This window comes from Rhizobium sp. R693, from assembly GCF_002211315.1.
Taxonomy (GTDB): domain Bacteria; phylum Pseudomonadota; class Alphaproteobacteria; order Rhizobiales; family Rhizobiaceae; genus Rhizobium.
This window is the reverse complement of the sequence record NZ_LOKY01000045.1, coordinates 57,235-79,115: the sequence shown is the minus strand read 5'-3', so window position 1 is coordinate 79,115 and position 21,881 is coordinate 57,235. Positions and strand designations below refer to the sequence as shown.

Sequence of the window (21,881 nt, the reverse complement as noted above, 5' to 3'; positions counted from 1 at the left end):
GTCGGTCAGACGCGCAGCTCCGCAAGCTCCGCGAAGAGATCGAGCGCCTCCGGATTGGCGAGCGCCTCCTTGTTCTTTACCGCCCGACCGTGAACGACCTCGCGAACCGCCAGCTCGACAATTTTCCCGGACTTGGTGCGGGGAATATCGCTGACGGCGATGATCTTTGCGGGCACGTGGCGTGGTGAAGCGCCTGAGCGAATGCGGTTCTTGATCGCCTTCGCCAAGTCGTCGGTGAGAACGACACCGGGAGCCAAGCGCACAAAAAGAACCACGCGGACATCGTCATCCCATTCCTGGCCGATGCAGAGCGCCTCCGCAACTTCGTTCATCTGTTCGACCTGGTTGTATATCTCAGCCGTGCCGATGCGGACGCCGCCTGGATTGAGCGTGGCGTCAGACCGCCCATGAATGATGATGCCCTCGTGCTCGGTCCATTCTGCGAAGTCGCCGTGGCACCACACATTGTCGAAGCGTTCGAAGTAGGCTGCCCTGTATTTGGCGCCATCAGGATCGTTCCAGAACATCACAGGCATCGACGGAAAGGCTTTTGTACAGACGAGCTCACCTTTTTCTTGGCGAACCGGCTGGCCCTCGTCGTCCCACACATCCATGGCAAGGCCGAGGCCCGCCCCCTGGATTTCGCCGCGCCAGACGGGCAGCAACGGATTGCCGAGGACGAAGCAGGAGACAATGTCCGTGCCACCGGAAATGGATGCGAGCTGCACGTCTTCCTTGATGCCTTCGTAGACGAAGGAGAAGCCTTCGGGCGAGAGCGGCGATCCGGTCGATGTCATCAACCGAAGGCTGGAGAGGTCGTGACTGGTGCGCGGTGTCAGCCCGCTCTTGCGCACAGCGTCGATATATTTCGCCGACGTCCCGAAAACAGCAAATTTCTCGGCAGCCGCAAAATCAAAAAGGACGTTGCCGTCGGGCGCGAATGGCGAGCCGTCGAAAAGGCAAAGCGTGGCGCCGGCCGCCAGGCCGCTCACCAGCCAGTTCCACATCATCCAGCCGCATGTGGTGAAATAGAAGAGCTTCTCCCCTGGCTGAACTCCGCAATGCAGTCGGTGCTCCTTGAGATGCTGCAACAATGTGCCGCCAGCGGAATGCACGATGCACTTCGGAACGCCGGTCGTTCCCGACGAGAAAAGGATATAAAGGGGGTGCAAGAATGGCAGGCGGGTGAACTCGACTGCACGCGCTTCGAACGGCGCGATGAAGTCTTCCAGCGTCTCGGCGGCAGATGTCTCGTTGGCGACCGCAGCGGCATCGCCGGCATAGTGGACGACGAGGCATGGTGTGCCGAGCTGCTTTGTTACGGTCGCCACCTTGGCCTTCACGTCCTGCAGCTTGCCGCCATACCAATAGGCGTCGCAGGCGATGAAAAGCTTCGGTCCGATCTGACCAAAACGATCAAGGACGCCCTGCTCCCCAAAGTCAGGCGAACATGACGACCAGATCGCGCCGATCGACGCGGCCGCCAGCATGCATGCCACCGTCTCCGGCATGTTGGGCATCATTGCGGCAATCCGATCTCCGGATCCTATACCCATTGCCTTGAATGCCTGTTGCAGCCTGGAAACGAGGCCACGCAACCGGTCCCAGCTCCAGCGATCGGCAGCTTTGTCTTCCCCCCGAAAGATCAGTGCGTCACCCGCGCCTTCCGCGGAAAGCAGGTTCTCGGCAAAATTCAGGGTCGCATCGGGGAAGAAACGCGCATCGAGCATGATGTCGCCATTGAGCAGCGCGCGAGTTCCGGGCTCGCCCTTGACGCCACAGAATTCCCAGACCGACGTCCAGAACCGCTCCCTCTCGGCGACCGAAAAAGCGTGCAAATCTTGGTAGCTTGCCAGGGACAGATCGAAGTCGCGATTGCACTGCTGCATGAAGGCGTACATCGGGCTCGCTTCAACCGATGCTCGCGAAGGCACCCAGAGTGGCTTATCGTCGCGCATTCGACACTTCTCCTATTTTGCTTGCCTGTATACCATGCAATATCAGCTTATAAAGGTACTAACGAACCGCGCCGGCAGCTCGCGTTTGCAAGCAGCCGGCATTTGATATATCCGGCATTTCAGAGCATTAAGGGCCGGCGACGGCCGAAATACTGGCGGAATTCATGGGTACGTCAAGACGACCGCGATGGCAGAGGAAAATCAGGCCCGTGTCGCGCTGGCTGCCGGGCTTCGCGCGGCTTGCCACGATTATCCTGCTCGTTTTCCTGTCGATCTTCGTCGCGCTTCGCGTCGCCGGCCCTTATCTGATTTCCACCGGCCTCGTGCGCTCCGGCATCGAGGATGCACTCTCCAAATGGGCCGGCTATCGCGCAGAGATTGCCGGCAAGCCGGTGATCGAGTTCTGGCCGACGCCTCGCATCACCCTCAACAAGATCTCGGTTCACCAGCAGGGCGATGGGAACAGGCTTTTGGGAACCATCGAAAGCCTTTCCGCCGAGTTCAGCCTGATCGATGCGATCAGGGGGCGCGCAAGCTTCCACGAGTTCCATCTTCTCCGCCCCACTTTGCAACTCACCCGTGAGAGCAACGGCGTGATCGACTGGACCAATGAGGGACTTCTGGCAAGGGCGATTGCTGGTGCACGCGAGGAGGGCGGACGAGAAGTTCTCGACAAGAAACTGGATGCCGCTGTCGGTGCCATCACCGTTGAGGATGGGACGGTCAATGTTGCCGATGTCGCAAGCGGAAGGACTTTTCGCTTCGACGGTGTGACCGCCGATGTCAGCTGGCGCAAGCTATCGAGTCCGATTACCGCCGTGCTGATCGCGCGGACGAGCGGACAGGACCTCAAGCTCGATTTCTCATCCCCCAGCCCGCTGCTTATCTTCGGTGGCAACAAGGCCGAAATGAGCGGATCGCTCACCTCGAGCCTGCTCACGGCACGGTTCCAGGGTTTGGCGAACATTTCGCACTTCTTCGATCTTTCCGGCAACATGTCCCTCAGCATCGGCGATCTGCCGGCACTTTTGACCTGGGCTGATCGTTCATTGCCTGTTCTCGCGACCCTGAAGAGCTTTTCGATCGAGACCGATGTCGCTTCGGTTTCGAACGGGTTTCGCTTCGACAATGTCAGCATGAGCATGAATGGATCGAATGCGAAGGGCGTAATGGACGTTGCCTTTCCGCCAGGCAGACGCGCCAAGCTTGGCGGCACGCTGGCTTTCGACCAGATGAATTTCCGGTCGCTCTTCGACGCTTTCATCCTTCGCCTGGCCGCAGGTGAAGCCAACGGGCCGCCGGATGGCGGCGCCTTGCAGAAGCTGGATCTCGACCTCCGGCTTTCCGCGAAACAAGCGCTGATCGAACCTTTCATGCTGTCGGATGTCGGGGCCAGCATCATCGTTTCGAGCAACGAGGCAAAGTTCGACATCGGCGACGGTCAGTTCGAAGGCGGGGCGCTATCCGCTCATCTAGAGGCGATGCGCGGTGACTTTGACGGCGGCGGCAAGCTGCAGCTGTCGATCCGGGGAGCCGACTTCGCCGGCCTGATCGAGCGGCTTCAGCTCAAGGGACCGCTTCCCCTTACGACCGGCTCCCTCGACATGTCGCTCAAGACATCCGTACCGCTCTGGAAGGTCGGCGCGGGCGACGTCACTGGCAGGATCGCTTTCCACGCGCGCTCGGGCTCGCTTCCGGGCTTCGATGCTGAAGCAGTACGCGAAGAGGCCACACGGGCCGACTTCTTCCCCTTGAACGCGGTATCGCACCGAGCCTTCGCCTTCGACAGTTTCGACATCGTCGCCGATCTCGCAGATGGCGCGGCGACGATCCATGGTGGACGGATCGAGGGACCGCAGCAGACGATCATCCTTTCCGGTGTCATCCCATACCGATCGAATGGATTGGCGTTGTCGGGCACGATCGAAGCGACAGATCCGACTGCGTCGACGAGCCTCCCGCCGCTGCCGTTCTTCGTTGGCGGCGCCTGGCCGGAGCCTGTGATCTCGCCTGCGCCCGTCACACAGCAGGGATCGACCAAGTAATCACGGCGCGTTTGCCGCCGCCCGCTCGTCGCGCTCACGCTGCAATTCGCGGCGCTTCGTGATGGTGGAGGCGCAGATCACACCAATCGCCACGATGCCGATCAGAATAGTGCAGACCGCGTTGATTTCGGGCGTCACCCCGAGACGGACCTGGCTATAGATTTTCATCGGCAGCGTCGTCGCCCCGGGACCCGAGGTGAAGCTCGCAATGACGAGGTCATCGAGTGACAATGTAAACGCGAGAATCCAGCCGGAGAGCACCGCAGGCGCAATGATCGGCAGCGTGACTTCGAAGAAAGTCCTAACCGGCGGCGCGCCGAGATCCTGTGCCGCTTCCTCGATCGACCGGTCGAAGCTCAACAGTCGCGACTGCACGACGACGGCAACGAAACACATGGTCAGCGTCGTGTGCGCCAGCGTGATCGTCCAGAAGCCGCGATCAAGGCCGATTGCCACGAAGAGCAGCAGAAGCGACAGGCCCGTGATCACCTCAGGCATGACAAGCGGCGCATACACCATGCCGGAAAACAGCATGCGCCCGCGAAAGCGGGTGTACCGCACCAAGGCGATCGCCGCGAGCGTTCCGAGAATCGTTGCCGCGGTGGCTGAGAGGATACCGACGCGGATCGTCACCCAGGCGGCATCGAGCAAAGCCTGATTGTGCAGGAGGGAAACGTACCATTTGGTCGAGAAGCCTCCCCAGACGGTCACGAGCTTCGACTCGTTGAAGGAAAACACCACCAGAAGAACGATCGGCAGGTAGAGAAACGCAAAGCCGAGCGCGACGGTGGCGACGTTGAAACGGGTCCATCTCAGCATGTCTATCTCCCCTGCTCGTCGGCCTTGGCCTGCGCGTTCTGGAAGAACACGATCGGGATCACCAGAATCAGCAGCAGGATCGTCGCCACGGCCGAGGACACCGGCCAATCGCGATTGGCGTTGAACTCGTTCCACAACGTTTTGCCGATCATCAGCGTCTGCGATCCGCCAAGGAGATCCGGGATAACGAACTCGCCGACCGCGGGGATGAACACCAGCATGCAGCCGGCGACGACGCCCGGCAGTGACAGCGGGAAAGTCACCCGCCAGAATGCGCTGATCGGCGTGCAGCCAAGATCCTGCGCAGCCTCGATCAAGGTGCCATCCATCTTTTCCAGCGAGGAATAGAGCGGCAGGACCATGAACGGCAGATAGGAATAGACGATGCCGATATAGACCGCGACATTCGTGTTAAGGATGATCAACGGCGTATCGATGACGTGCAGCGATAACAGCAGCTGATTGAACAACCCCTCCGGCTTCAGGATCGCGATCCAGGCGTAGACACGGATCAGGAAGCTCGTCCAGAACGGCAGGATGACGAGCATCAGCAGCGTCGGACGGATGCTGCGTGGCGCCTGGGCCATGCCGTAAGCGATCGGGTAGGCGATCAACAGCGTCAGGAACGTCGATACTCCGGCAATCACGAGGCTCGATATGTAGGCGTTCACATAGAGCGGATCATCGATGAGATAGCTGTAGTTGTCGAAGGAGAAGGTGCCGACCTTCTCCCAGAACCCTGCCCAGCCGTCACCAAGGGAAAAGACCGGCTCGTAGGGAGGCATGGCGATCGCCGTCGTCGATAGCGATATGCGGAAGACGATGAAGAACGGCGCCAGGAAGAACAGCAGCAGCCAGACATAGGGGACGATGATGACCAGGCGATTGTAGACTGCGGAACCGAGCTTGCCCATGGTTCAATCCTTGAGGAGGACGCCGGCATCCTCGGCGAAGGTGATCCAGACTTCCTGGTCATAGGTGAAAGGATCGTCAACCGCGCGCTGGGCATTGAGAAGCGAGGCCTTGACCACCTTGCCGCTCTTGAGCTTCACGTGGAAGACCGTCATGTCGCCGAGATAGCCGATATCCCACAGCTCCCCGGAGGCTGCGTTCACCTTTGGATTGGCTGGCGGCTTGCGTGAGACCTTCAGCTTTTCCGGACGGATCGCAAAACCGACCGAAGACCCCATGGCCGGCTTTTCGGGGGTGATGACACTGATCGAGAAATGCTCGTCGACGGCGATCTCGACGGTGCTGTCGTTGGCGCTCGCGACCTTGCCGTCGAAGATGTTCACGTCGCCGATGAAATCAGCGACGAAGCGGGAGTTCGGCGCTTCGTAGATCTCGGCCGGCGTCGCGACCTGGATGACCTTTCCGTGGCTCATGACCGCAATGCGGTCGGCCATGGTCATTGCTTCCTCCTGGTCGTGCGTGACCACGACGAAGGTTAGACCGAGGTTTTGCTGCAGATCCATGAGCTCGAACTGCGTTTCCTCGCGCAGCTTCTTGTCCAGCGCGCCGAGCGGCTCGTCGAGCAGCAGCACCTTCGGCCGCTTGGCAAGGGAACGCGCCAGAGCCACGCGCTGACGCTGGCCGCCTGACAGCTGGTTCGGCTTTCGCGTGGCGAACTTCTCGAGCTTCACCATCTTCAGCATCTGCAGAACGCGCTCGGCGATCTCCTCCTTCGGCATGCCATCCTGACGCAGACCGAAGGCGATATTCTTTTCCACTGTCATATGCGGAAAGAGCGCATAGGACTGGAACATCATGTTGACGGGCCGCTTGTACGGCGGCGTTCCGGCGAGGTTGGTGTCGTCGAGGACGATTTCACCCGAGCTTGGCTGTTCGAAGCCCGCAAGCATGCGCAGCAGCGTGGATTTTCCGCAGCCGGAAGCCCCCAGCAGGGCAAAGAACTCGCGGTGATAGATGTTCAGCGACAGGTCATCAACGGCTGTGAAGTCGCCAAACCGCTTCGTGACATTGTTGAACGATATGAACGGCTTCGATGCAGGGTCTGCCCACGGCGCAAAGGAACGGCGGATATTGCCAAGTGACTTCATATTGTGCCCCGAAAAGTCATTTTTGAAAGCCGGCTTCCCCGAGACCGGCATAGAAAGAAAAGGCCCGGGCGTTGCCGACCGGGCCTGATTTAAATTACTGGCCGGTGACGACTTTCGTCCAGATCCGGGTCGCTGTGCGTTGCGTTTTCGGATCCCATGGGGTGACGCTATAGAGCTTCTTCATCACGTCCTCGCTCGGATAGACCGACGGGTCTTCGAGGACTGCCTTGTCGATGAACTGCTGCGACGCCTTGTTGCCGTTGGCATAAAACACGTAGTTGCTGGCCTTGGCGATGACTTCGGGCTTCATCATGTAGTTGAGGAATTCGTGCGCCTCAGCAACATGCTTGGCATCCGCCGGGATCGCCATCATGTCGAACCACATCTGCGCACCCTGTGACGGAATGGAGTAACCGATCTCCACGCCGTTCTTGGCCTCGGTCGCGCGGTTGGCAGCCTGGAAGATGTCGCCGGAGTAACCGAACGCGATGCAGATGTCGCCGTTAGCCAAGGCGTTGATATATTCCGAGGAATGGAACTTGCGAACGAAGGGCCGTACCTTTTCCAGCAGTTCGCCGGCCTTCTGCAGATCGGCCGGCTTGCTCGAATTGGGTTCAAGTCCGAGATAGGTCAAGGCCGACGGCATGACGTCCTTCGGTGCATCGAGGACATAGATGCCGCAATCCTTGAACTTTTCAGCAACTTTTGGATCGAAGATTGCTTCAAGGCCCGGTGCCTTTGCGTCGGGTCCGAGGACTTCAGCGAGCTTCTTCTTGTTGTATCCTATCCCGTTGGTGCCCCACATGTAGTCCACCGCGTATTCGTTACCGGGGTCATACATCGCGGTGCGCTGCTGGATCATATCCCACATGTTGGAGAGGTTCGGCAGCTTGGATTTGTCGAGCTTCTGGAAGACACCAGCCTGAATCTGGCGCTGCAGGAAGTCGCCGCTCGGCACGACCACGTCGTAGCCCGTGCCGCCGGCCAGCAGCTTGGTTTCAACCGTCTCATTGGAATCGAAGGTGTCGTAGACGACCTTGATGCCGGTTTCCTTGGTGAAGTCTTCGAGGATGGAGCTGTCGATATAATCCGACCAGTTGTAGACGTTGACCACCCGCTCCTGCGCAAAGGACGGCGCAGCGGCGAACGCGAGCACAACGGCGCTCGCTGCAAGTCTTGCGATTGTTGACCTCATGATATCTCCTGTCTTCTTCTTCGCTTTGCGGCGCCGTTTCACGGACGCCTACCCTCTGGTTTTGCAACCAGACTAGAAAGCTTTTCAGAAGCCGACAAGCGCAAAAACCTGCAGTCTCAATCATTTCACAGTCATTGGAAATCGAAGCTGCTGAGACCTGCAACCATCTCATCGAGGCCCAGCGGCCGTGTGACAGGCGGCTCGGCGCGCGCAAGGCAGCCGCGCCGTTCGCAAAGGCGGCAAGCCGGTCCGATCGCAACCGGCTGCTGCGTCGTCGCAACCTGGCCGTAGACCGACGCTTCGCCTGCAGCAGTTTCGCAGCCGATCAGCAAGGCGGTGCGCCTGATGCGCTCTCCGAACGCGGTGTTTGGCCCCTCAAGTGTCCGAGAGACCGTAAGGTAACTGCCGCCATCCGGCATTTCGACCGTTTCGGCAAGGATCTGGCCGGGCTGCAGGAAGGCGGCATGAATGTTCAGCTTGGGACAGCCGCCGCCGAAACGCGAATGCGGGAAGCCGTGCGCTCCAGCCCGCCGCAGCCGGTGACCAGCCGCATCGATCTCGATCATGAAAAAGGGAATGCCGGAGGCACCCGGCCGCTGCAGCATGACCAACCGGGCTGCCGCCTGCGCATAGGAAACGCCGAAGCGGGAACGAAGGATATCCACGTCATACCGGCTGCCCTGGGCCGCAGCAAGAAAGGGTGCATAGGGCATCGCGAGCGCCAATGCGCCGTAACGACAGAGTTCGAAGCGCGCTATCCGCTTCGCCTCTGGCGTCGACAATGCCAGGCCATCGAGTTCCGCAAGGATCGCATCGCGCAATGCCAGCGTCGCGACCTCAATCGCGATCTCATGCGCCTGATCGGCCGGCGACAGGCGTTCGGAAACGAAGAGCCGCATCGAGTGCCGATCGAAGCGACGCCGAAGATCCGGCATGACGTGAACCGGCAGGACACGGACGCTGATGCCGCGCTCCGCCCGCAGCCACTCCCTGAACGCGACCGGGAGATCGCGGGTTTCCGAAAAACGCGCCGAGAACGTCTCGGCGGCCTCTTCGAGTTCGGTGAAATATGCCGAGCGCCGCTCCAGAACATCGCGGACCTCGTCGGCCGGAAGTCGCGCACCGGCAAGCGGCATCTGCCCCGCACCTGCCGTCAGCGACGTCAGGTCAGAGAGGCGGCTGGCCTGCTCACTATAGGCGCGGTAGAGTTTGATTATGCCACTTGCCGCATTGGGCGCAGCTTCCGCGACCTCCACGAGTTCCTGATCGCCGGGAAGTTCGCCGGCCAGCAGCGGATCCGCAAAAATCTCGCGCAGTTGGTTGAGGCTGCCGCCGCTCTCATCCCTCAGCTCCTCCAAATCAACCTTATAGACCGACGACAGCTTCAGCAGCAATTGCACGGTGAGAGGCCGCTGGTTGCGCTCGATGAGGTTGAGATAGGACGGAGAGATGCCAAGCTCTTCGGCCATCGCAGACTGCGTCAAGCCGAGGCCGTTGCGAATGCGCCGAACCTTCGGTCCCGCAAAAATCTTGCGCTCCGCCATGTGACAATCCTTTACAAGATACCGACCAACCGGAATTTACAATACTTTACAAATTTACAGAGCGCCTATGTCAAAGGCTTTGCATCCTAACTCGTTTCTGTTGGCTATTCCATAGATATCTCTGGCTTTTCTCGGAAACTTGTAAATTCTGTTAATCATCCAAACCGACCACATAAACTGCAAGGGAGCATGAGATGACAGAATTTGACAAGCTGCACCGGGACCTTCCGGCAGGACGCTTCAACGGGGTCGAGCGTCCCTACTCGATCGACGACGTCAAGCGTCTGCGCGGCTCCGTGGAACTGCGCTATACACTCGCGGAAATGGGCGCCAAGCGACTATGGCAGCTTCTGCATCAGGATGATTTCGTCAATGCGCTCGGCGCGCTTTCGGGCAATCAGGCGATGCAGATGGTCCGGGCCGGTTTGAAGGCAATCTACCTCTCCGGCTGGCAGGTCGCTGCAGACAGCAATACCGCTTCGGCCATGTATCCGGACCAGTCGCTTTATCCGGCAAACGCCGGGCCAGAGCTTGCCAAGCGGATCAACCGGACCCTGCAGCGCGCCGACCAGATCGAAACATCAGAGCAGAACGGCCTCTCCGTCGAGACCTGGTTTGCGCCTATCGTCGCTGACGCAGAGGCCGGCTTCGGAGGCCCGTTGAATGCCTTCGAGATCATGAAGGCCTATATCGAGGCAGGTGCGGCCGGTGTCCACTTCGAGGACCAGCTGGCGTCGGAGAAGAAGTGTGGCCATCTGGGCGGCAAGGTCCTGATCCCGACCGCGGCGCATATCCGCAACCTCGATGCGGCTCGCCTCGCCGCCGATGTCATGGGCGTTCCGACGCTCGTCATCGCCCGCACGGATGCGGAAGCCGCCAAGCTGCTCACTTCCGATATCGACGAGCGCGACCAGCCCTTTGTCGATTATGATGCGGGTCGCACGGTCGAAGGCTTCTATAAGGTTCGCAACGGGCTCGAGCCGTGCATCGCCCGCGCCGTCGCCTACGCGCCGCACTGCGATCTCATCTGGTGCGAAACCTCGAAGCCGGATCTCGAGCAGGCCCGCCGCTTTGCCGAAGGCGTCCACAAGGTGCATCCCGGCAAGCTGCTCGCCTACAACTGCTCGCCGTCGTTCAACTGGAAGAAAAACCTCGATGACGCGACGATCGCCAAGTTCCAGCGCGAGCTCGGTGCGATGGGCTACAAGTTCCAGTTCATCACGCTGGCCGGCTTCCATCAGCTGAACTTCGGCATGTACGAGCTCGCTCGAGGCTACAAGGACCGGCAGATGGCTGCCTATTCCGAACTGCAGCAGGCGGAGTTCGCGGCCGAGGTCAACGGCTACACCGCGACCAAGCATCAGCGCGAAGTCGGCACCGGCTATTTCGATGCCGTTTCGATGGCCATCACCGGCGGACGTTCGTCGACCACGGCAATGAAGGAATCCACCGAACACGCACAGTTCAAACCAGCAGCAGAATGATCGCACCAAGGAGGAGAATGCCATGCCTACGCTTGCACGCGTCAAGGAACGCGCTGAAGAACAATCCACCTGCATGACCCCGGACCAGCAGACGATGATCCGCATGTTGGCCAACGACCTGCACCGACTGAACCAGTCGGTCATGAAAGCGGTCGATGCCGGGGTTTCCGTCGAGTTGGTTCGCTCGGCAAGGCATCATGGCGGCGACGGGAACTGGGGAGACCTCTTGATCCCCGTCATCGTCGCGGGCCGCAACTGAGACCACGGGCGCCCTAGCTTCGGCTGGGGCGCTTACCCGCAAAGAGATCGACGTAGCTCTTCAGCAATTTCGTCATGCGATCGGCAACGGTCCGGATTTCCGGCCGGTGCCGATCCTCGTTGTTCATGACGATCCATTGCCGGTGGCGCAGTTCCGGCAGCTCGCCACCGAGACGCTGCAGTTCGGGATCGAGATCGCCGACGAAGCACGGCAGAACCGCCTTGCCCGTCCCTGCCCTCAGCAATTCCAGAAGCGAGCGCGGCCGGTTGACGGTCGCAACGATCGAGCCGGCAGCGTTGCGATGCGGCCAACGCAGATAATTCGAGATCGCATCCTCTTCGGCGACAGCGACCCATCGCTCATCGGTGCCTTCGGCATTGCGTCTCGTATAAACAGCATAGGCAACCTCGCCGAGCAGGCGGGCGGCAAGGTTGCTTTCTTCCGGTTCGAAGGCGCGGATACCGATGTCGCTTTCCCTGTAGTTGAGGTTGGCGCGCGCTTCGCCAATGGTCAGCGAGACTGCGAAGGGATCGCCAGGCTTGCGGACCGCCGCAAAATTCTCCGTCAGAAGCCACGCGATCCAAGTGCCGGCCGCGATCCTCACCGTTGCGCCGACGCTGCCCGCCTGCCGCCAGGCATCGACCTTGCGCGCTGCCGCCTCCATGTCCTGTAGATGGTCCAGCAGTACTTGGCCGTCCATAGTGAGGCTGTAGCCCATCTGACTGCGGACAAAGAGAGCCTTGCCGATCTCATGTTCCAGATCGAGCATGCGACGGCCGATCGTCGCGGGGCTAAGGCCGCTCGATGCGCTGGCACCGGTCAGCCCACCAAACCGGGCGACCTGAAGAAAGAGCTGAAAAGAGTCCCACTGCGTGTTTTTCATAGACGAAAAACATAGTGAGATAACTCGCGTTTATAAAGCAGATTTTGAGGGATAGTTAAGGCGATGCCCCACACGGAAGGACATCGTCATGATTACCCCAATCGCCATTGCGGAAATTGCAGACATGCTCAACTGCAGCCGCGACAAGTATTCGGCACGAGCCGAAAACGAATTCTATGAAAGCTTTGGCAGCTCCCGCATGGTCCGGGTCGCGGCCTTCGTCACATCCTTCGGAATCTCGGTCAAAACACTTCTCGCCAGGGCACCCGGTCGTTGTCAGTCTGAACGGGAAGATCAGGCCGCCTGCCTTGCGCGGCCGTAATCCGAAGTGGCTTCGAAGCGGAACTGCTGAACCAACGCCATCAGCGCATCCGCCTCATTGGCAAGCTGGCGGCTTGCCTCGGTCGTTTCCTCGACCATTGCGGCGTTCTGCTGTGTCATCTGGTCCATCGCATTAACGGCACCGTTGACTTCCTGCAGAGCAGCCGATTGGTCCTGGCTTGCTGTCGCGATCGTTTCAACGTGACCGCTGATCGCAATGATCTCCTGACTGATCGCGGCGAGCACCGAGCCTGTCTTCTGCACAAGGCCGGACCCGGTCATGACTTCCCGCGTCGACTTCTCAATCAGGCCTTTGATTTCGCGCGCTGCGTCTGCGGAACGCTGCGCAAGCTCACGCACTTCCTGTGCAACGACCGCGAAGCCCTTGCCGGCCTCACCGGCGCGTGCCGCCTCGATGCCAGCGTTCAACGCCAGAAGATTCGTCTGGAACGCGATGTCGTCGATGACTTCGATGATCTGCTCGATCTGTTTCGAGGCCTCCTCGATGCGATCCATCGCCGCGACTGCGTCGCTGACCACGGCGCCTGAGCTATCGGCGTTCTTCTTCGTCACGGATACGGCGTCGTTCGCCTCGCGCGCTCTCACCGCGGAGGATTTGACTGTTGCGGTGATTTCCTCAACGGCAGCTGCGGTTTCTTCGAGATTGGCGGCCTGCGCTTCTGTGCGCTTCGAAAGCTCGTCGGCGGAAGCCAGCATGGCTCCTGAATTGGTCTGGATCGAAGCCGTGTTGTCACGAATGCGCGCAAGCGTTTCCTGCAAGCGAACAAGCGACGCATTGAAATCGACGCGAAGCTGTTCCAGGCGACCGACGAACGGCGTCTGGATCGTCTGAGAGACATCGCCCTGCGCCAGGCGCCCCAAGCCGGCCGCGAGTTGATTGACGGCGAAGTCGATCTGCCCATCGAGCGCACGCTTCTCGGCATCGTTGCGGGCGCGCTCGTCATCGCTGAGCTGCCGCTGTTCGGCGGCCTGCATTTCCAATGTCTGGCGGGCACGGGCGTTGTCCCGGAAGAGAGCCAGAGCGCGTCCAATCGCGCCGAACTCGTTCTGTTTCTCCACACAGGGAACTGGTCCGTCGAGATTTCCTGCAGAGATCGTGTGGATGGTCGCGGTCAATGCCTCCAGTGGCTTGACGGACGCGCGGATGGCGAAGTAGGCGACCACGCCGACCAGCAACAACACCGCTACACCAGCGCCTGCCACCAGCATCAGCAATTGCTGCAGGCTGTTGTAATAGACTTCCATCGGGATGCCGATGAAAAGAATGCCGACGTTTGAACCGGTTGCGTTTTTGATCGGGAAATAGCCCGTCATGAACTTCCGACCGAACAGCTCTGCCGGGCCGTAATAGGCTTGGCCCTTGGCCAATGCTGCCTGCGCAGGATGATCCGCGGCGAGCTTCGTGCCGACGGCGCGGTCGCCGTTTTCCTTTTTCACGTTCGTAGAGACGCGGACGTAGTCGCTGTCCTGGTGTTCAAAGACCGTGGCAACACCTGCAATCGACTGCGCGGTGCGATCGACCAGAACATGATCGCTGAGCGAGGGAAGTTTATCCTCAGTCACCCCGGCAAGCTGGTTGTTGCTGACGTCAATCTTCACGGTGGCGTCGCTTGCGCCGTAGAGGACCGCCATGGTCCGGCTTGCGTCCTTTGCGTCGGAGACGGCGCTCGCCATCACGTAGGCGCTCAGATTGTAATAGGTGACACAGACGATCGCCGCGGTGCTGCAGACGAGTAATACAAGCGTGATGGCAACAATCTGACGTACGATGGAAGCCGAGAACAAACGCAGCATGGATATCCCCTGAGACATGAGCCTCGCAGGGTAATTCGAAAAATTTAAAGAAAATCTTCAAAAAATTGGCAATCGTCAAAAATTTGAAATTACCTCGCCCCAAAATTAAGGGCTTCCGCGCAGGCGCGATAGGTCGAAAACGAAAAGCCCCGGGACGACCGGGGCCTTCCAATGCCTTGCGTCGGCGGTCGTCTTATGCGGCGCGATGAACGGTCGCCTGCATGTCGCCATCGATCTTGAACTGCTGGATAAGCCGAAGCAGTGAATCCGCCTCGACCGCAAGCTCGCGACTTGCTGCACTGGTCTCTTCCACCATTGCCGCGTTCTGCTGCGTCATCTGATCCATCTGGTTCACCGTCGCATTGACTTCCTGCAGCGCACTGGACTGGTCGTGGCTCGCACGAGCGATCGTTTCGACGTGCTGGCTGATCGTGACGATCTGTGCACTGATCTTTGCGAGCACCGTTCCGGTCTCCTGCACGAACTGCGAACCAGAGCTGACTTCTGTCGTCGACTTGTTGATCAGACCCTTGATTTCCTGCGCCGCAGCGGCGGAACGCTGCGCCAACTCACGCACTTCCATCGCAACGACCGCGAAGCCCTTGCCGGCCTCGCCGGCGCGTGCTGCCTCAATGCCGGCGTTCAGCGCCAGCAGGTTGGTCTGGAACGCAATCTCATCGATGACACCGATGATCTGCTCGATCTGGCGGGATGCATCTTCGATGCGGCCCATCGCGTCGATGGCGTTGCTGACAACGACGGCAGAGTCGTCGGCGCTGCGCTTGGCCTGGCGTACGATTTGATCCGCGTCCTTGGCGCGCTCCGCGGAGGAGCGAACCGTCACAGTGATCTGTTCAACCGCAGCGGCGGTCTCTTCAAGCGAAGCTGCCTGTTGCTCGGTGCGCTTGGAGAGATCCTCGGCGGACTGAGCCATCTGATTGCCGTTGCCCTGGATCATCTCGACGTTATCGCGGATCTGGCTCATCGTGGCCTGCAGGCGCATCATCGAACCGTTGAAGTCCTGGCGGAGCTGTTCGAGACGTCCGATGAACGGCGTATCGATCGTGGTCGAAATGTCGCCCTGCGACATGCGCTCGAGACCGGACGCAAGCGCATTGACCGCAAACTCGATCTGGCGATCCATCTCGCGCTTCTCGGCATCGTTTCGCTGGCGCTCATGGTCGGCCGCGACGCGCTCCTCTTCGCTCTGTTCCTCAATGCGAATCTTGGAGATCGCATTTTCCTTGAAGATGCCAAGTGCGCGAGCCATGTCGCCGATTTCGTCATACCGCTGATCGCCCGAGATGTTGGTATCGAGCACGCCGTCGGCAATGCGACGCATCGCAGCGGTGATCTGGCCGATCGGACGCTGCAGCGTCAGGACAAGCGCGATGCCGCCGATGATCGAGACGAGAATGCCAAGGCCGGTGGTCAGCACCGAGATGCCATTCGCCTGGGTGCGCTCGGCACCGGCGCTCTGCTTCTGCAACTCGGCGAAGGTGGTCAGCTGACCCCAGACGGCATCAAGTTGCTGGCGGGCGGAGGCGTAATCGGCAACGCGCTGGTTGATCGTGTCGACCAGACTCTGGGCGTCCTTGTCCATCGAGGCGAGAGCCGGAGACATCGCCGCGACGATGTCTTCCGCGAAATTCATACCCTTCGCGCTGGCGAGCAGCGTGTTGAGATTGGTGCCGAGTGTCGCGATCTCCTGATGCAGGCGGACACGATTTTCCTTGCCCGGCTTGGCAGCAAATTCACCCAAGACGAGCTGCAGCGAATAGATTGCGCTCTCCAGACGACGCGTGTCCTCGAGAACAGAGTTCGTCTGAGCGATGCGGCTGTCGAGTTCGACGAACGTGGTCGTCGCCTCGCGCATCATCTGCGTTGCCGTCAACTGCGTGTAGGTGGACATCTGACGGAAACGAGAGACGAGCCGCCCGAGATTGGCGATCGCCTCATCGGTGCCGGCGTCGGCGGCAGTTGCCTGTGTCTTCACGTCGCTGATCGTCTGCGACAGCGATTGTGTCATGCTCTTCTGGTTCGCGGGTACCGAAATCTCGATCAGGCGCTGCGCCTTGGCGATGGCGGGAATGGCGTCGGTAACGACTTTCAGCTTGTCGGCTGGCAACTGGGCTTTGTTGAAGTCACCCATGACGGAGGCAAGGGTATCCCCACCCTTCAGCAGGCGATCGGCGGCGCGCAGCGTTGCGGTGGCGTTGCCTTCGTCCTTGCGGATGTTTTCCTCAAGCTGCTGCGCATCGTAGTTGACGTTGAAGCGGCTCGTGATCATCACCTTCTGCGCGTCGTCGATGGACTTGCGGAGAGCGAGTTCCTGTTCATGCAGGGTCCAGAGCTTGCCCACGGTGTCGGCGATCCCCGAGGTGCCGTCCGTTGCAGCCCGCAGGTTTTCGCGACCGCCATTGTCGCCAATCTGCTTGAGCGTTGCGTTCAGCGTGCCTTGCTGCGTTTTGATGTCCCCATAGAGCTTGTCGCGTGCTTCCTGGCTGGTGATCTGCAGGAAGTCGTCCATGGAGCCATAGAGATCCTTGAACCCGCTTAACGACTGCAGGACGCTGTTGGAGATTTCCATACGCCCCTGCAGGAGACCAGAGGCATAGAGACCGGTCAGGCCGACGGCTGAAATGCTTACAACGAAGGGCAATACAAAGATCAGGACCTTGGTCTTGATCCTGAAACGGGAAAGAATCTTATCAATCAACATGGCGGTTCCGGCCTTCCATACACCACTCCTCCCGCCGGTCGCCTGACGGAGCGCCGACCGAGTGCATCGAGCTGCTTTATTGGAACAAGTGGGAGTCCCAGGCGCAGGCCCAGGCGGCAGTCATTGCCAGCTCGCTTCACGCAGAACGGAAGCGCCCAAGAAATATCGAGCCAGTTTTGCAGAGGATGTCTTAATTTTCGGATAAGCGAAAGCTACGGATAGCCGCGCTCAAATCGATTTATCCGCAAGATACCGGACAAAGCAAAAGGGGCTCCTGCCATGAGCCCATGCAAGATCGTGGGGATTAGAACCAGCGTGCGAGAAGGAGAGAGGCCACGGCAGCCAATGCACTGGCGGAAAGGACGAAGTAGCGGACGGCAACGAGCTTGTTGTCGGGCTTGGCTTGAGCGATTGCAATGGCGCGGGCGCGTCGTGTGTTCCTGTTCATTTGCAGAACCTCACTTCATCTCTGGCATACAATCCAACAAAACGACTTGTTGGTAAAGCTCTATTTAGTAAGTGCTTTTCCATCCGTCATTGAGGCAGGATGGCGCACCCTCCTTAAGAACTCTTGAATCGAGCAGATTGTTCGCGCCTACAAAGATTCACCGGCAACGAAGCCTGAAGCCCATGCCCACTGGAAGTTATAGCCGCCGAGCCAGCCGGTCACGTCGACACATTCTCCGATGAAATAGAGCCCTGGAACCTGCTTCGCTGCCATGGTGCGGGAATCGAGTGCAGCCGTATCGATGCCACCGAGCGTCACTTCGGCGGTTCTGTATCCTTCGGAACCCGAGGGTCTGATTTTCCAACTCTGCACCGCCTCGACAAGGCGCACCAGGATCTTGTCCGAAAGATCGGCCATGTGGCCGGCGATGCCCTCGCGTTCCGTCAGATATTGCGCCAGTCGCTTTGGCAGAATGTCCGCCAGCGCCGTCTGCGCGGACTGCCGGCCATTGGCCTTCCTTGCCGCCTTCAGATGATCGAGGAGATCGACATCAGGTTCGATGTCGACGGTGATGTCATCGCCCTCGCGCCAATAGGAGGAGATTTGCAGGATCGCTGGGCCGCTGAGGCCACGATGGGTGAAAAGCAGTGCTTCGCGGAACGCCGTCTTGCCATGACGAATTTCGGCAGCGGCCGATATGCCCGACAATTCCGAAAGGCTTTCGAGCGTCGCCGGATCGAGGGTCAGCGGTACGAGGCCCGGGCGCGTCTCCACCATGGAGAGGCTGAACTGCTCGGCGATGCGATAGGCAAAACCGGTTGCACCCATCTTCGGAATCGACTTGCCACCGGTCGCGATGACCAGCGAACTGCATGCATATGCGCCCTCCGACGTCGAAATGCGAAAGCCGTCGCCGTTCTTTTCGACATCCGCGATCTCGGTACGCAGATGCAAGGCCGCGCCGGCGGTCTGCATCTCGTCGAGCAGCATGCGGATGATGTCCTTGGCGCTGTCGTCGCAAAACAACTGCCCAAGCGTCTTCTCGTGCCAGGCGATCCGATGGCGATCGACCATGGCGATGAAATCCGAAGGCGTGAAGCGCGCGAGTGCCGATTTGCAGAAATGCGGATTGGCGGAGAGGAAGCTTTTCGGGCTGGTGTTGATGTTAGTGAAGTTGCAACGACCGCCGCCAGAGATGCGAATCTTTTCGCCCGGCGATTTTGCATGGTCAAGAACGATGACGGAGCGGCCGCGCTGGGCGGCGCGAATGGCGCACATCATGCCGGCGGCGCCTGCGCCGATGACGATCACATCGCTGTTTCGCTGCAAAACCACTTCCCTTGCCGAAAGGCGTCTTCTTTTTCCATCAGGAGGCGAAAGTCAACGTGCCCTCCCCCTCGCCAATTGCCAAACTCCAGCTATGATGCCGTCACGATCAACGCAAACCGGTGTGTCATGTCCCCAAAAAAGACGACGCTGAAGCCTGCCAGAAACGTACCTGCCTCAAAGAAAACACCCCCGGACCCCGGACATCAGCGCGGCGTGGAAAACTGGAAGGAAGCAGCGCAGTTCTTGCGGGCGCGTGGCATCGAAGACATCGAATGCATCACGCCTGACCTTGCCGGCGTGCCGCGCGGCAAGATGATGCCGAGCTCCAAATTCACGTCGAACACCTCTCTGGCCCTGCCGTCGGCGATCTACCGTCACACCATTTCTGGTGAATATCCGGATGAGACGGAAAGCTTCCGCTACGAGCCGCGCGACAGCGACCTGAAGCTGGTTCCAGATCTCTCGACGCTTTCGGTTGTCCCTTGGGAAACCGATCCGACGGCGCAGGTGATCTGCGACATCGTCAATTCGGACGGCGAAGAAGTCCCTTATACACCGCGCAACGTCCTCAAGCGCGTGCTGAAGCTCTACAGCGACCGCGGCTGGAAGCCGATCGTCGCGCCAGAGATCGAGTTCTATCTCGTTGCCAAGAACGACGACCCGGACTACCCGTTGCATCCACCGAAAGGCCGCTCTGGCCGCTCGATCCTCGGTGGTCAGGGCTATTCGATTGCCGGCATCAACGAGTTCGACGAACTGATCGACGACATCTATCACTTCTCTGAAAAGCAGGGCCTCGAGATCGATACGCTGATCCACGAGGAAGGGCCGGCGCAGCTGGAAATCAACCTTCGTCACGGTAATCCGATCGAGCTTGCCGACCAGGTGTTCCTGTTCAAGCGCACGATCCGCGAAGCCGCGATGAAGCACGGCATCTACGCGACCTTCATGGCCAAGCCGATGCAGGGGCAGCCAGGTTCGGCGATGCACATCCACCAATCCGTGGTCAACGAGCAGACCGGCAAGAACATCTTCTCGAATCCGGATGGTTCCGCCTCTCGCGAATTCTTCCATTTCATCGGCGGCCTGCAGAAATATGTGCCGAGCTCGATGGTGATGTTGGCGCCCTATGTGAATTCCTACCGGCGATTGACGCCTGATATGTCGGCTCCCGTCAACAATGCCTGGGGCTACGACAACCGCACGACGGCGTTCCGCGTGCCGGTATCCGACCCGCAGGCAAGGCGCGTCGAAAACCGCCTACCGAGTTCGGATGCAAACCCCTATCTCGCGCTCGCCGCCTCGCTCGCGTCCGGTCTGCTCGGCATCATGAAGGGCATCGAGCCGACGGCGCCGACCGAGGACACGGCAAACGAAGGCTCGATCGATCTGCCGCGCGGTCTTCTGGAAGCCGTCGCACTGATGGAAGACGAGGAAGCCTTCGAGGAAGTGTTCGGCAAGGAGTTCCTTGGCATCTACGCCGGCGTGAAGCGCGGAGAATTCGAAACCTTCATGCAGGTCATTAGCCCCTGGGAACGCGAATTTCTTCTGCTGAACGTTTAGGGAGGGCTCGATCATGACATCGCAGGAGAGATGGCAGAGCCCCATTGCGCCCGGCATTTCCTGGTATCAGGCAACATCAGGCGAGCGCCCGACCTATCCTGGCATGGATGGCTCGAAGACGTGTGACGTCGCGATCGTCGGTGGAGGCTATACAGGGCTTCAGGCCGCCTACAACCTCGCCAAATCAGGCGTCTCGGTGGTTCTCATCGAGGCGTGCCGGTTTGGTGACGGCGCCTCCGGGCGCAATGGCGGGCAGCTCGGCACTGGCCAGCGCTGGTGGCCGGAAGAGCTTGAAGAAAAGATCGGCTATGAGCGGTCCCGCGCCCTCTTCGATCTCGCCGAGGCCGCCAAGCAGCATCTCCTCGATTTCGCCACCGATCGTCAGATCGACATGGACTACATGCCGGGGCAGATGAATGTGGCCCACAAGGAGAGCTACAAGCCGGATTACTACGAAAATGCCGAGATCGCGGCGATGCGCTACAACTATCCGCATGTGCGCTTCATGGACAAAGCCGAAACCCAGGAGCGACTCGGCTCGACGCGTTATTACTGCGGCGTCCGCGACACCGGTACCGGCCACATCCATCCGCTGAAGCTGCTCATCGGCCTTGCCCGCGTTGCGGCCAACGCCGGCGCGCAGATTTTCGAGATGACGAAGGCAACGGCGATACGTCAAGGCGGTGGCAAGGTAACAATCGAGACATCGAACGGAACGATCACCGCCAATCAGGCACTGATCGCCTGCAACGGCTATATCGGCAATCTCGAGCCGGTGACGGCGAGCCACGTAATGCCGATTCGCTCCTTCATTGGCGCCACCGTGCCGCTTGACGGGTATCCGCAGGTGCTGCCGGGCAGTGAAGCCGTAGCCGACTCGCGCTTCGTCGTGCGCTACTTCCGCAAGTCCAAGGACGGGCGACTGCTCTTCGGCGGGCGCGAAGCCTATACGGCCGACAATCCGCGCGACATTACGCAGCACATCCGCCGGCAGATCGCGGAGATCTACCCCGCACTTCGGGATATCGAGATCACCCATGCGTGGGGTGGTTCGGTCGGCATCACCATGCCGCGACAGCCCTTCGTGCGCGAGGTCATGCCTGGTGTGACATCCATCGGCGGCTATTCCGGCCATGGCGTGATGCTGTCCAACTATTGCGGAAGGCTCTACGCGGAAACGGTTCTTGGAAGATCGGCGGACCTCGATCTTTTCAAGTCGCTCGACATTCCGGCCTTTCCGGGAGGTGCGGCCATGCGCGCGCCGCTGCTTTTCCTGGCGCTCTCCTGGTTTGCCCTGCGCGACAAGTTTTAGTCAGATTGCGGATTTCATCGCGCGGCAATTCGAACTAAAACCTCTTTCCGAGAGATTCATTGCATCGCACACTGGCTTTTTTAAATCGATTAGATTAAAGAGGCCAACAACCCGTCTGATTGAG

17 protein-coding genes are annotated in these 21,881 nt (G+C 59.8%); 6 read left to right on the top strand and 11 right to left on the bottom strand.

The window, feature by feature from the left end; translation table 11 throughout:
* Positions 1-5: 5 nt before the first annotated feature.
* The gene (locus ATY79_RS23320; RefSeq protein ID WP_088705018.1) at positions 6-1,958 is read right to left on the bottom strand and encodes an acetoacetate--CoA ligase; all 1,953 of its coding nucleotides are present in this window, start codon (positions 1,956-1,958) and stop codon (positions 6-8) included.
* A gap of 164 nt (positions 1,959-2,122) precedes the next feature.
* On the opposite strand from ATY79_RS23320, the gene ATY79_RS23315 reads away from it, so the two are divergent.
* Positions 2,123-4,003: an AsmA-like C-terminal region-containing protein gene (locus tag ATY79_RS23315; protein WP_088694691.1), complete on the top strand. Its 1,881-nt coding sequence runs from the start codon at positions 2,123-2,125 to the stop codon at positions 4,001-4,003.
* On the opposite strand, the gene ATY79_RS23310 is transcribed toward ATY79_RS23315, so the two are convergent.
* The 5 genes from ATY79_RS23310 to ATY79_RS23290 form a co-directional block, all read right to left on the bottom strand.
* Positions 4,004-4,822, bottom strand: a complete 819-nt coding sequence (locus tag ATY79_RS23310; protein ID WP_088705017.1) for an ABC transporter permease subunit — start codon at positions 4,820-4,822, stop codon at positions 4,004-4,006.
* Positions 4,823-4,824: 2 nt separating this feature from the next.
* Positions 4,825-5,736 (bottom strand): ABC transporter permease subunit, encoded by a 912-nt coding sequence (locus ATY79_RS23305; RefSeq protein ID WP_088694693.1) that lies wholly within the window; start codon positions 5,734-5,736, stop codon positions 4,825-4,827.
* Positions 5,737-5,739: 3 nt separating this feature from the next.
* Positions 5,740-6,882, bottom strand: coding sequence for an ABC transporter ATP-binding protein (locus ATY79_RS23300; protein WP_088694718.1), 1,143 nt, complete (start codon positions 6,880-6,882; stop codon positions 5,740-5,742).
* A gap of 94 nt (positions 6,883-6,976) precedes the next feature.
* Positions 6,977-8,077, bottom strand: a complete 1,101-nt coding sequence (locus ATY79_RS23295; protein ID WP_088694694.1) for a polyamine ABC transporter substrate-binding protein — start codon at positions 8,075-8,077, stop codon at positions 6,977-6,979.
* 131 nt (positions 8,078-8,208) lie between these two features.
* The gene (locus ATY79_RS23290) at positions 8,209-9,621 is read right to left on the bottom strand and encodes a short-chain fatty acyl-CoA regulator family protein (RefSeq protein ID WP_088705016.1); all 1,413 of its coding nucleotides are present in this window, start codon (positions 9,619-9,621) and stop codon (positions 8,209-8,211) included.
* Positions 9,622-9,815: 194 nt separating this feature from the next.
* Between ATY79_RS23290 and aceA the strand changes: the two genes are divergently transcribed.
* Positions 9,816-11,105, top strand: a complete 1,290-nt coding sequence (gene aceA / locus ATY79_RS23285; RefSeq protein WP_088694696.1) for an isocitrate lyase — start codon at positions 9,816-9,818, stop codon at positions 11,103-11,105.
* 22 nt (positions 11,106-11,127) lie between these two features.
* A complete protein-coding gene (locus tag ATY79_RS23280) occupies positions 11,128-11,364 on the top strand; it encodes a hypothetical protein (RefSeq protein WP_088694697.1) in 237 nt (78 codons plus the stop codon).
* Between the two features lie 13 nt (positions 11,365-11,377).
* Here ATY79_RS23280 and ATY79_RS23275 read toward each other — a convergent pair whose 3' ends face one another.
* On the bottom strand, positions 11,378-12,247 hold the full coding sequence (locus tag ATY79_RS23275) for a LysR family transcriptional regulator (RefSeq protein ID WP_088705015.1): 870 nt from the start codon (positions 12,245-12,247) through the stop codon (positions 11,378-11,380).
* 88 nt (positions 12,248-12,335) lie between these two features.
* Here ATY79_RS23275 and ATY79_RS23270 point away from each other — a divergent pair, with 88 nt between their 5' ends.
* The gene (locus ATY79_RS23270) at positions 12,336-12,569 is read left to right on the top strand and encodes a hypothetical protein (protein WP_088705014.1); all 234 of its coding nucleotides are present in this window, start codon (positions 12,336-12,338) and stop codon (positions 12,567-12,569) included.
* On the opposite strand, the gene ATY79_RS23265 is transcribed toward ATY79_RS23270, so the two are convergent.
* From ATY79_RS23265 to ATY79_RS23255, 4 genes are all read right to left on the bottom strand, one after another.
* Positions 12,542-14,383: a methyl-accepting chemotaxis protein gene (locus ATY79_RS23265; protein ID WP_088705013.1), complete on the bottom strand. Its 1,842-nt coding sequence runs from the start codon at positions 14,381-14,383 to the stop codon at positions 12,542-12,544. The genes ATY79_RS23270 and ATY79_RS23265 overlap by 28 nt on opposite strands.
* A 193-nt stretch (positions 14,384-14,576) precedes the next feature.
* A complete protein-coding gene (locus tag ATY79_RS23260) occupies positions 14,577-17,105 on the bottom strand; it encodes a HAMP domain-containing methyl-accepting chemotaxis protein (protein ID WP_088705012.1) in 2,529 nt (842 codons plus the stop codon).
* Positions 17,106-17,409: 304 nt separating this feature from the next.
* The gene (locus tag ATY79_RS31020) at positions 17,410-17,553 is read right to left on the bottom strand and encodes a hypothetical protein (protein ID WP_167540362.1); all 144 of its coding nucleotides are present in this window, start codon (positions 17,551-17,553) and stop codon (positions 17,410-17,412) included.
* 147 nt (positions 17,554-17,700) lie between these two features.
* Positions 17,701-18,882 (bottom strand): NAD(P)/FAD-dependent oxidoreductase, encoded by a 1,182-nt coding sequence (locus ATY79_RS23255; protein ID WP_189638065.1) that lies wholly within the window; start codon positions 18,880-18,882, stop codon positions 17,701-17,703.
* 126 nt (positions 18,883-19,008) lie between these two features.
* Here ATY79_RS23255 and ATY79_RS23250 point away from each other — a divergent pair, with 126 nt between their 5' ends.
* Together ATY79_RS23250 and ATY79_RS23245 are read left to right on the top strand one after the other, a co-directional pair.
* Positions 19,009-20,445: a glutamine synthetase family protein gene (locus ATY79_RS23250; RefSeq protein WP_088691420.1), complete on the top strand. Its 1,437-nt coding sequence runs from the start codon at positions 19,009-19,011 to the stop codon at positions 20,443-20,445.
* A gap of 13 nt (positions 20,446-20,458) precedes the next feature.
* On the top strand, positions 20,459-21,757 hold the full coding sequence (locus ATY79_RS23245) for an FAD-binding oxidoreductase (protein WP_088705010.1): 1,299 nt from the start codon (positions 20,459-20,461) through the stop codon (positions 21,755-21,757).
* The last annotated feature ends 124 nt before the right edge of the window (positions 21,758-21,881 follow it).

Bases quoted from the DNA above. Each gene is read 5' to 3' on its own strand.
- ATY79_RS23295 (WP_088694694.1), bottom strand. From the start codon at position 8,077: ATGAGGTCAACAATCGCAAGACTTGCAGCGAGCGCCGTTGTGCTCGCG.
- ATY79_RS23280 (WP_088694697.1), top strand. From the start codon at position 11,128: ATGCCTACGCTTGCACGCGTCAAGGAACGCGCTGAAGAACAATCCACC.
- ATY79_RS23300 (WP_088694718.1), bottom strand. From the start codon at position 6,882: ATGAAGTCACTTGGCAATATCCGCCGTTCCTTTGCGCCGTGGGCAGAC.
- ATY79_RS23250 (WP_088691420.1), top strand. From the start codon at position 19,009: ATGTCCCCAAAAAAGACGACGCTGAAGCCTGCCAGAAACGTACCTGCC.
- ATY79_RS31020 (WP_167540362.1), bottom strand. From the start codon at position 17,553: ATGAACAGGAACACACGACGCGCCCGCGCCATTGCAATCGCTCAAGCC.
- aceA (WP_088694696.1), top strand. From the start codon at position 9,816: ATGACAGAATTTGACAAGCTGCACCGGGACCTTCCGGCAGGACGCTTC.
- ATY79_RS23310 (WP_088705017.1), bottom strand. From the start codon at position 4,822: ATGCTGAGATGGACCCGTTTCAACGTCGCCACCGTCGCGCTCGGCTTT.
- ATY79_RS23290 (WP_088705016.1), bottom strand. From the start codon at position 9,621: ATGGCGGAGCGCAAGATTTTTGCGGGACCGAAGGTTCGGCGCATTCGC.
- ATY79_RS23305 (WP_088694693.1), bottom strand. From the start codon at position 5,736: ATGGGCAAGCTCGGTTCCGCAGTCTACAATCGCCTGGTCATCATCGTC.
- ATY79_RS23270 (WP_088705014.1), top strand. From the start codon at position 12,336: ATGATTACCCCAATCGCCATTGCGGAAATTGCAGACATGCTCAACTGC.
- ATY79_RS23315 (WP_088694691.1), top strand. From the start codon at position 2,123: ATGGGTACGTCAAGACGACCGCGATGGCAGAGGAAAATCAGGCCCGTG.
- ATY79_RS23275 (WP_088705015.1), bottom strand. From the start codon at position 12,247: ATGAAAAACACGCAGTGGGACTCTTTTCAGCTCTTTCTTCAGGTCGCC.
- ATY79_RS23265 (WP_088705013.1), bottom strand. From the start codon at position 14,383: ATGCTGCGTTTGTTCTCGGCTTCCATCGTACGTCAGATTGTTGCCATC.
- ATY79_RS23245 (WP_088705010.1), top strand. From the start codon at position 20,459: ATGACATCGCAGGAGAGATGGCAGAGCCCCATTGCGCCCGGCATTTCC.
- ATY79_RS23320 (WP_088705018.1), bottom strand. From the start codon at position 1,958: ATGCGCGACGATAAGCCACTCTGGGTGCCTTCGCGAGCATCGGTTGAA.
- ATY79_RS23260 (WP_088705012.1), bottom strand. From the start codon at position 17,105: ATGTTGATTGATAAGATTCTTTCCCGTTTCAGGATCAAGACCAAGGTC.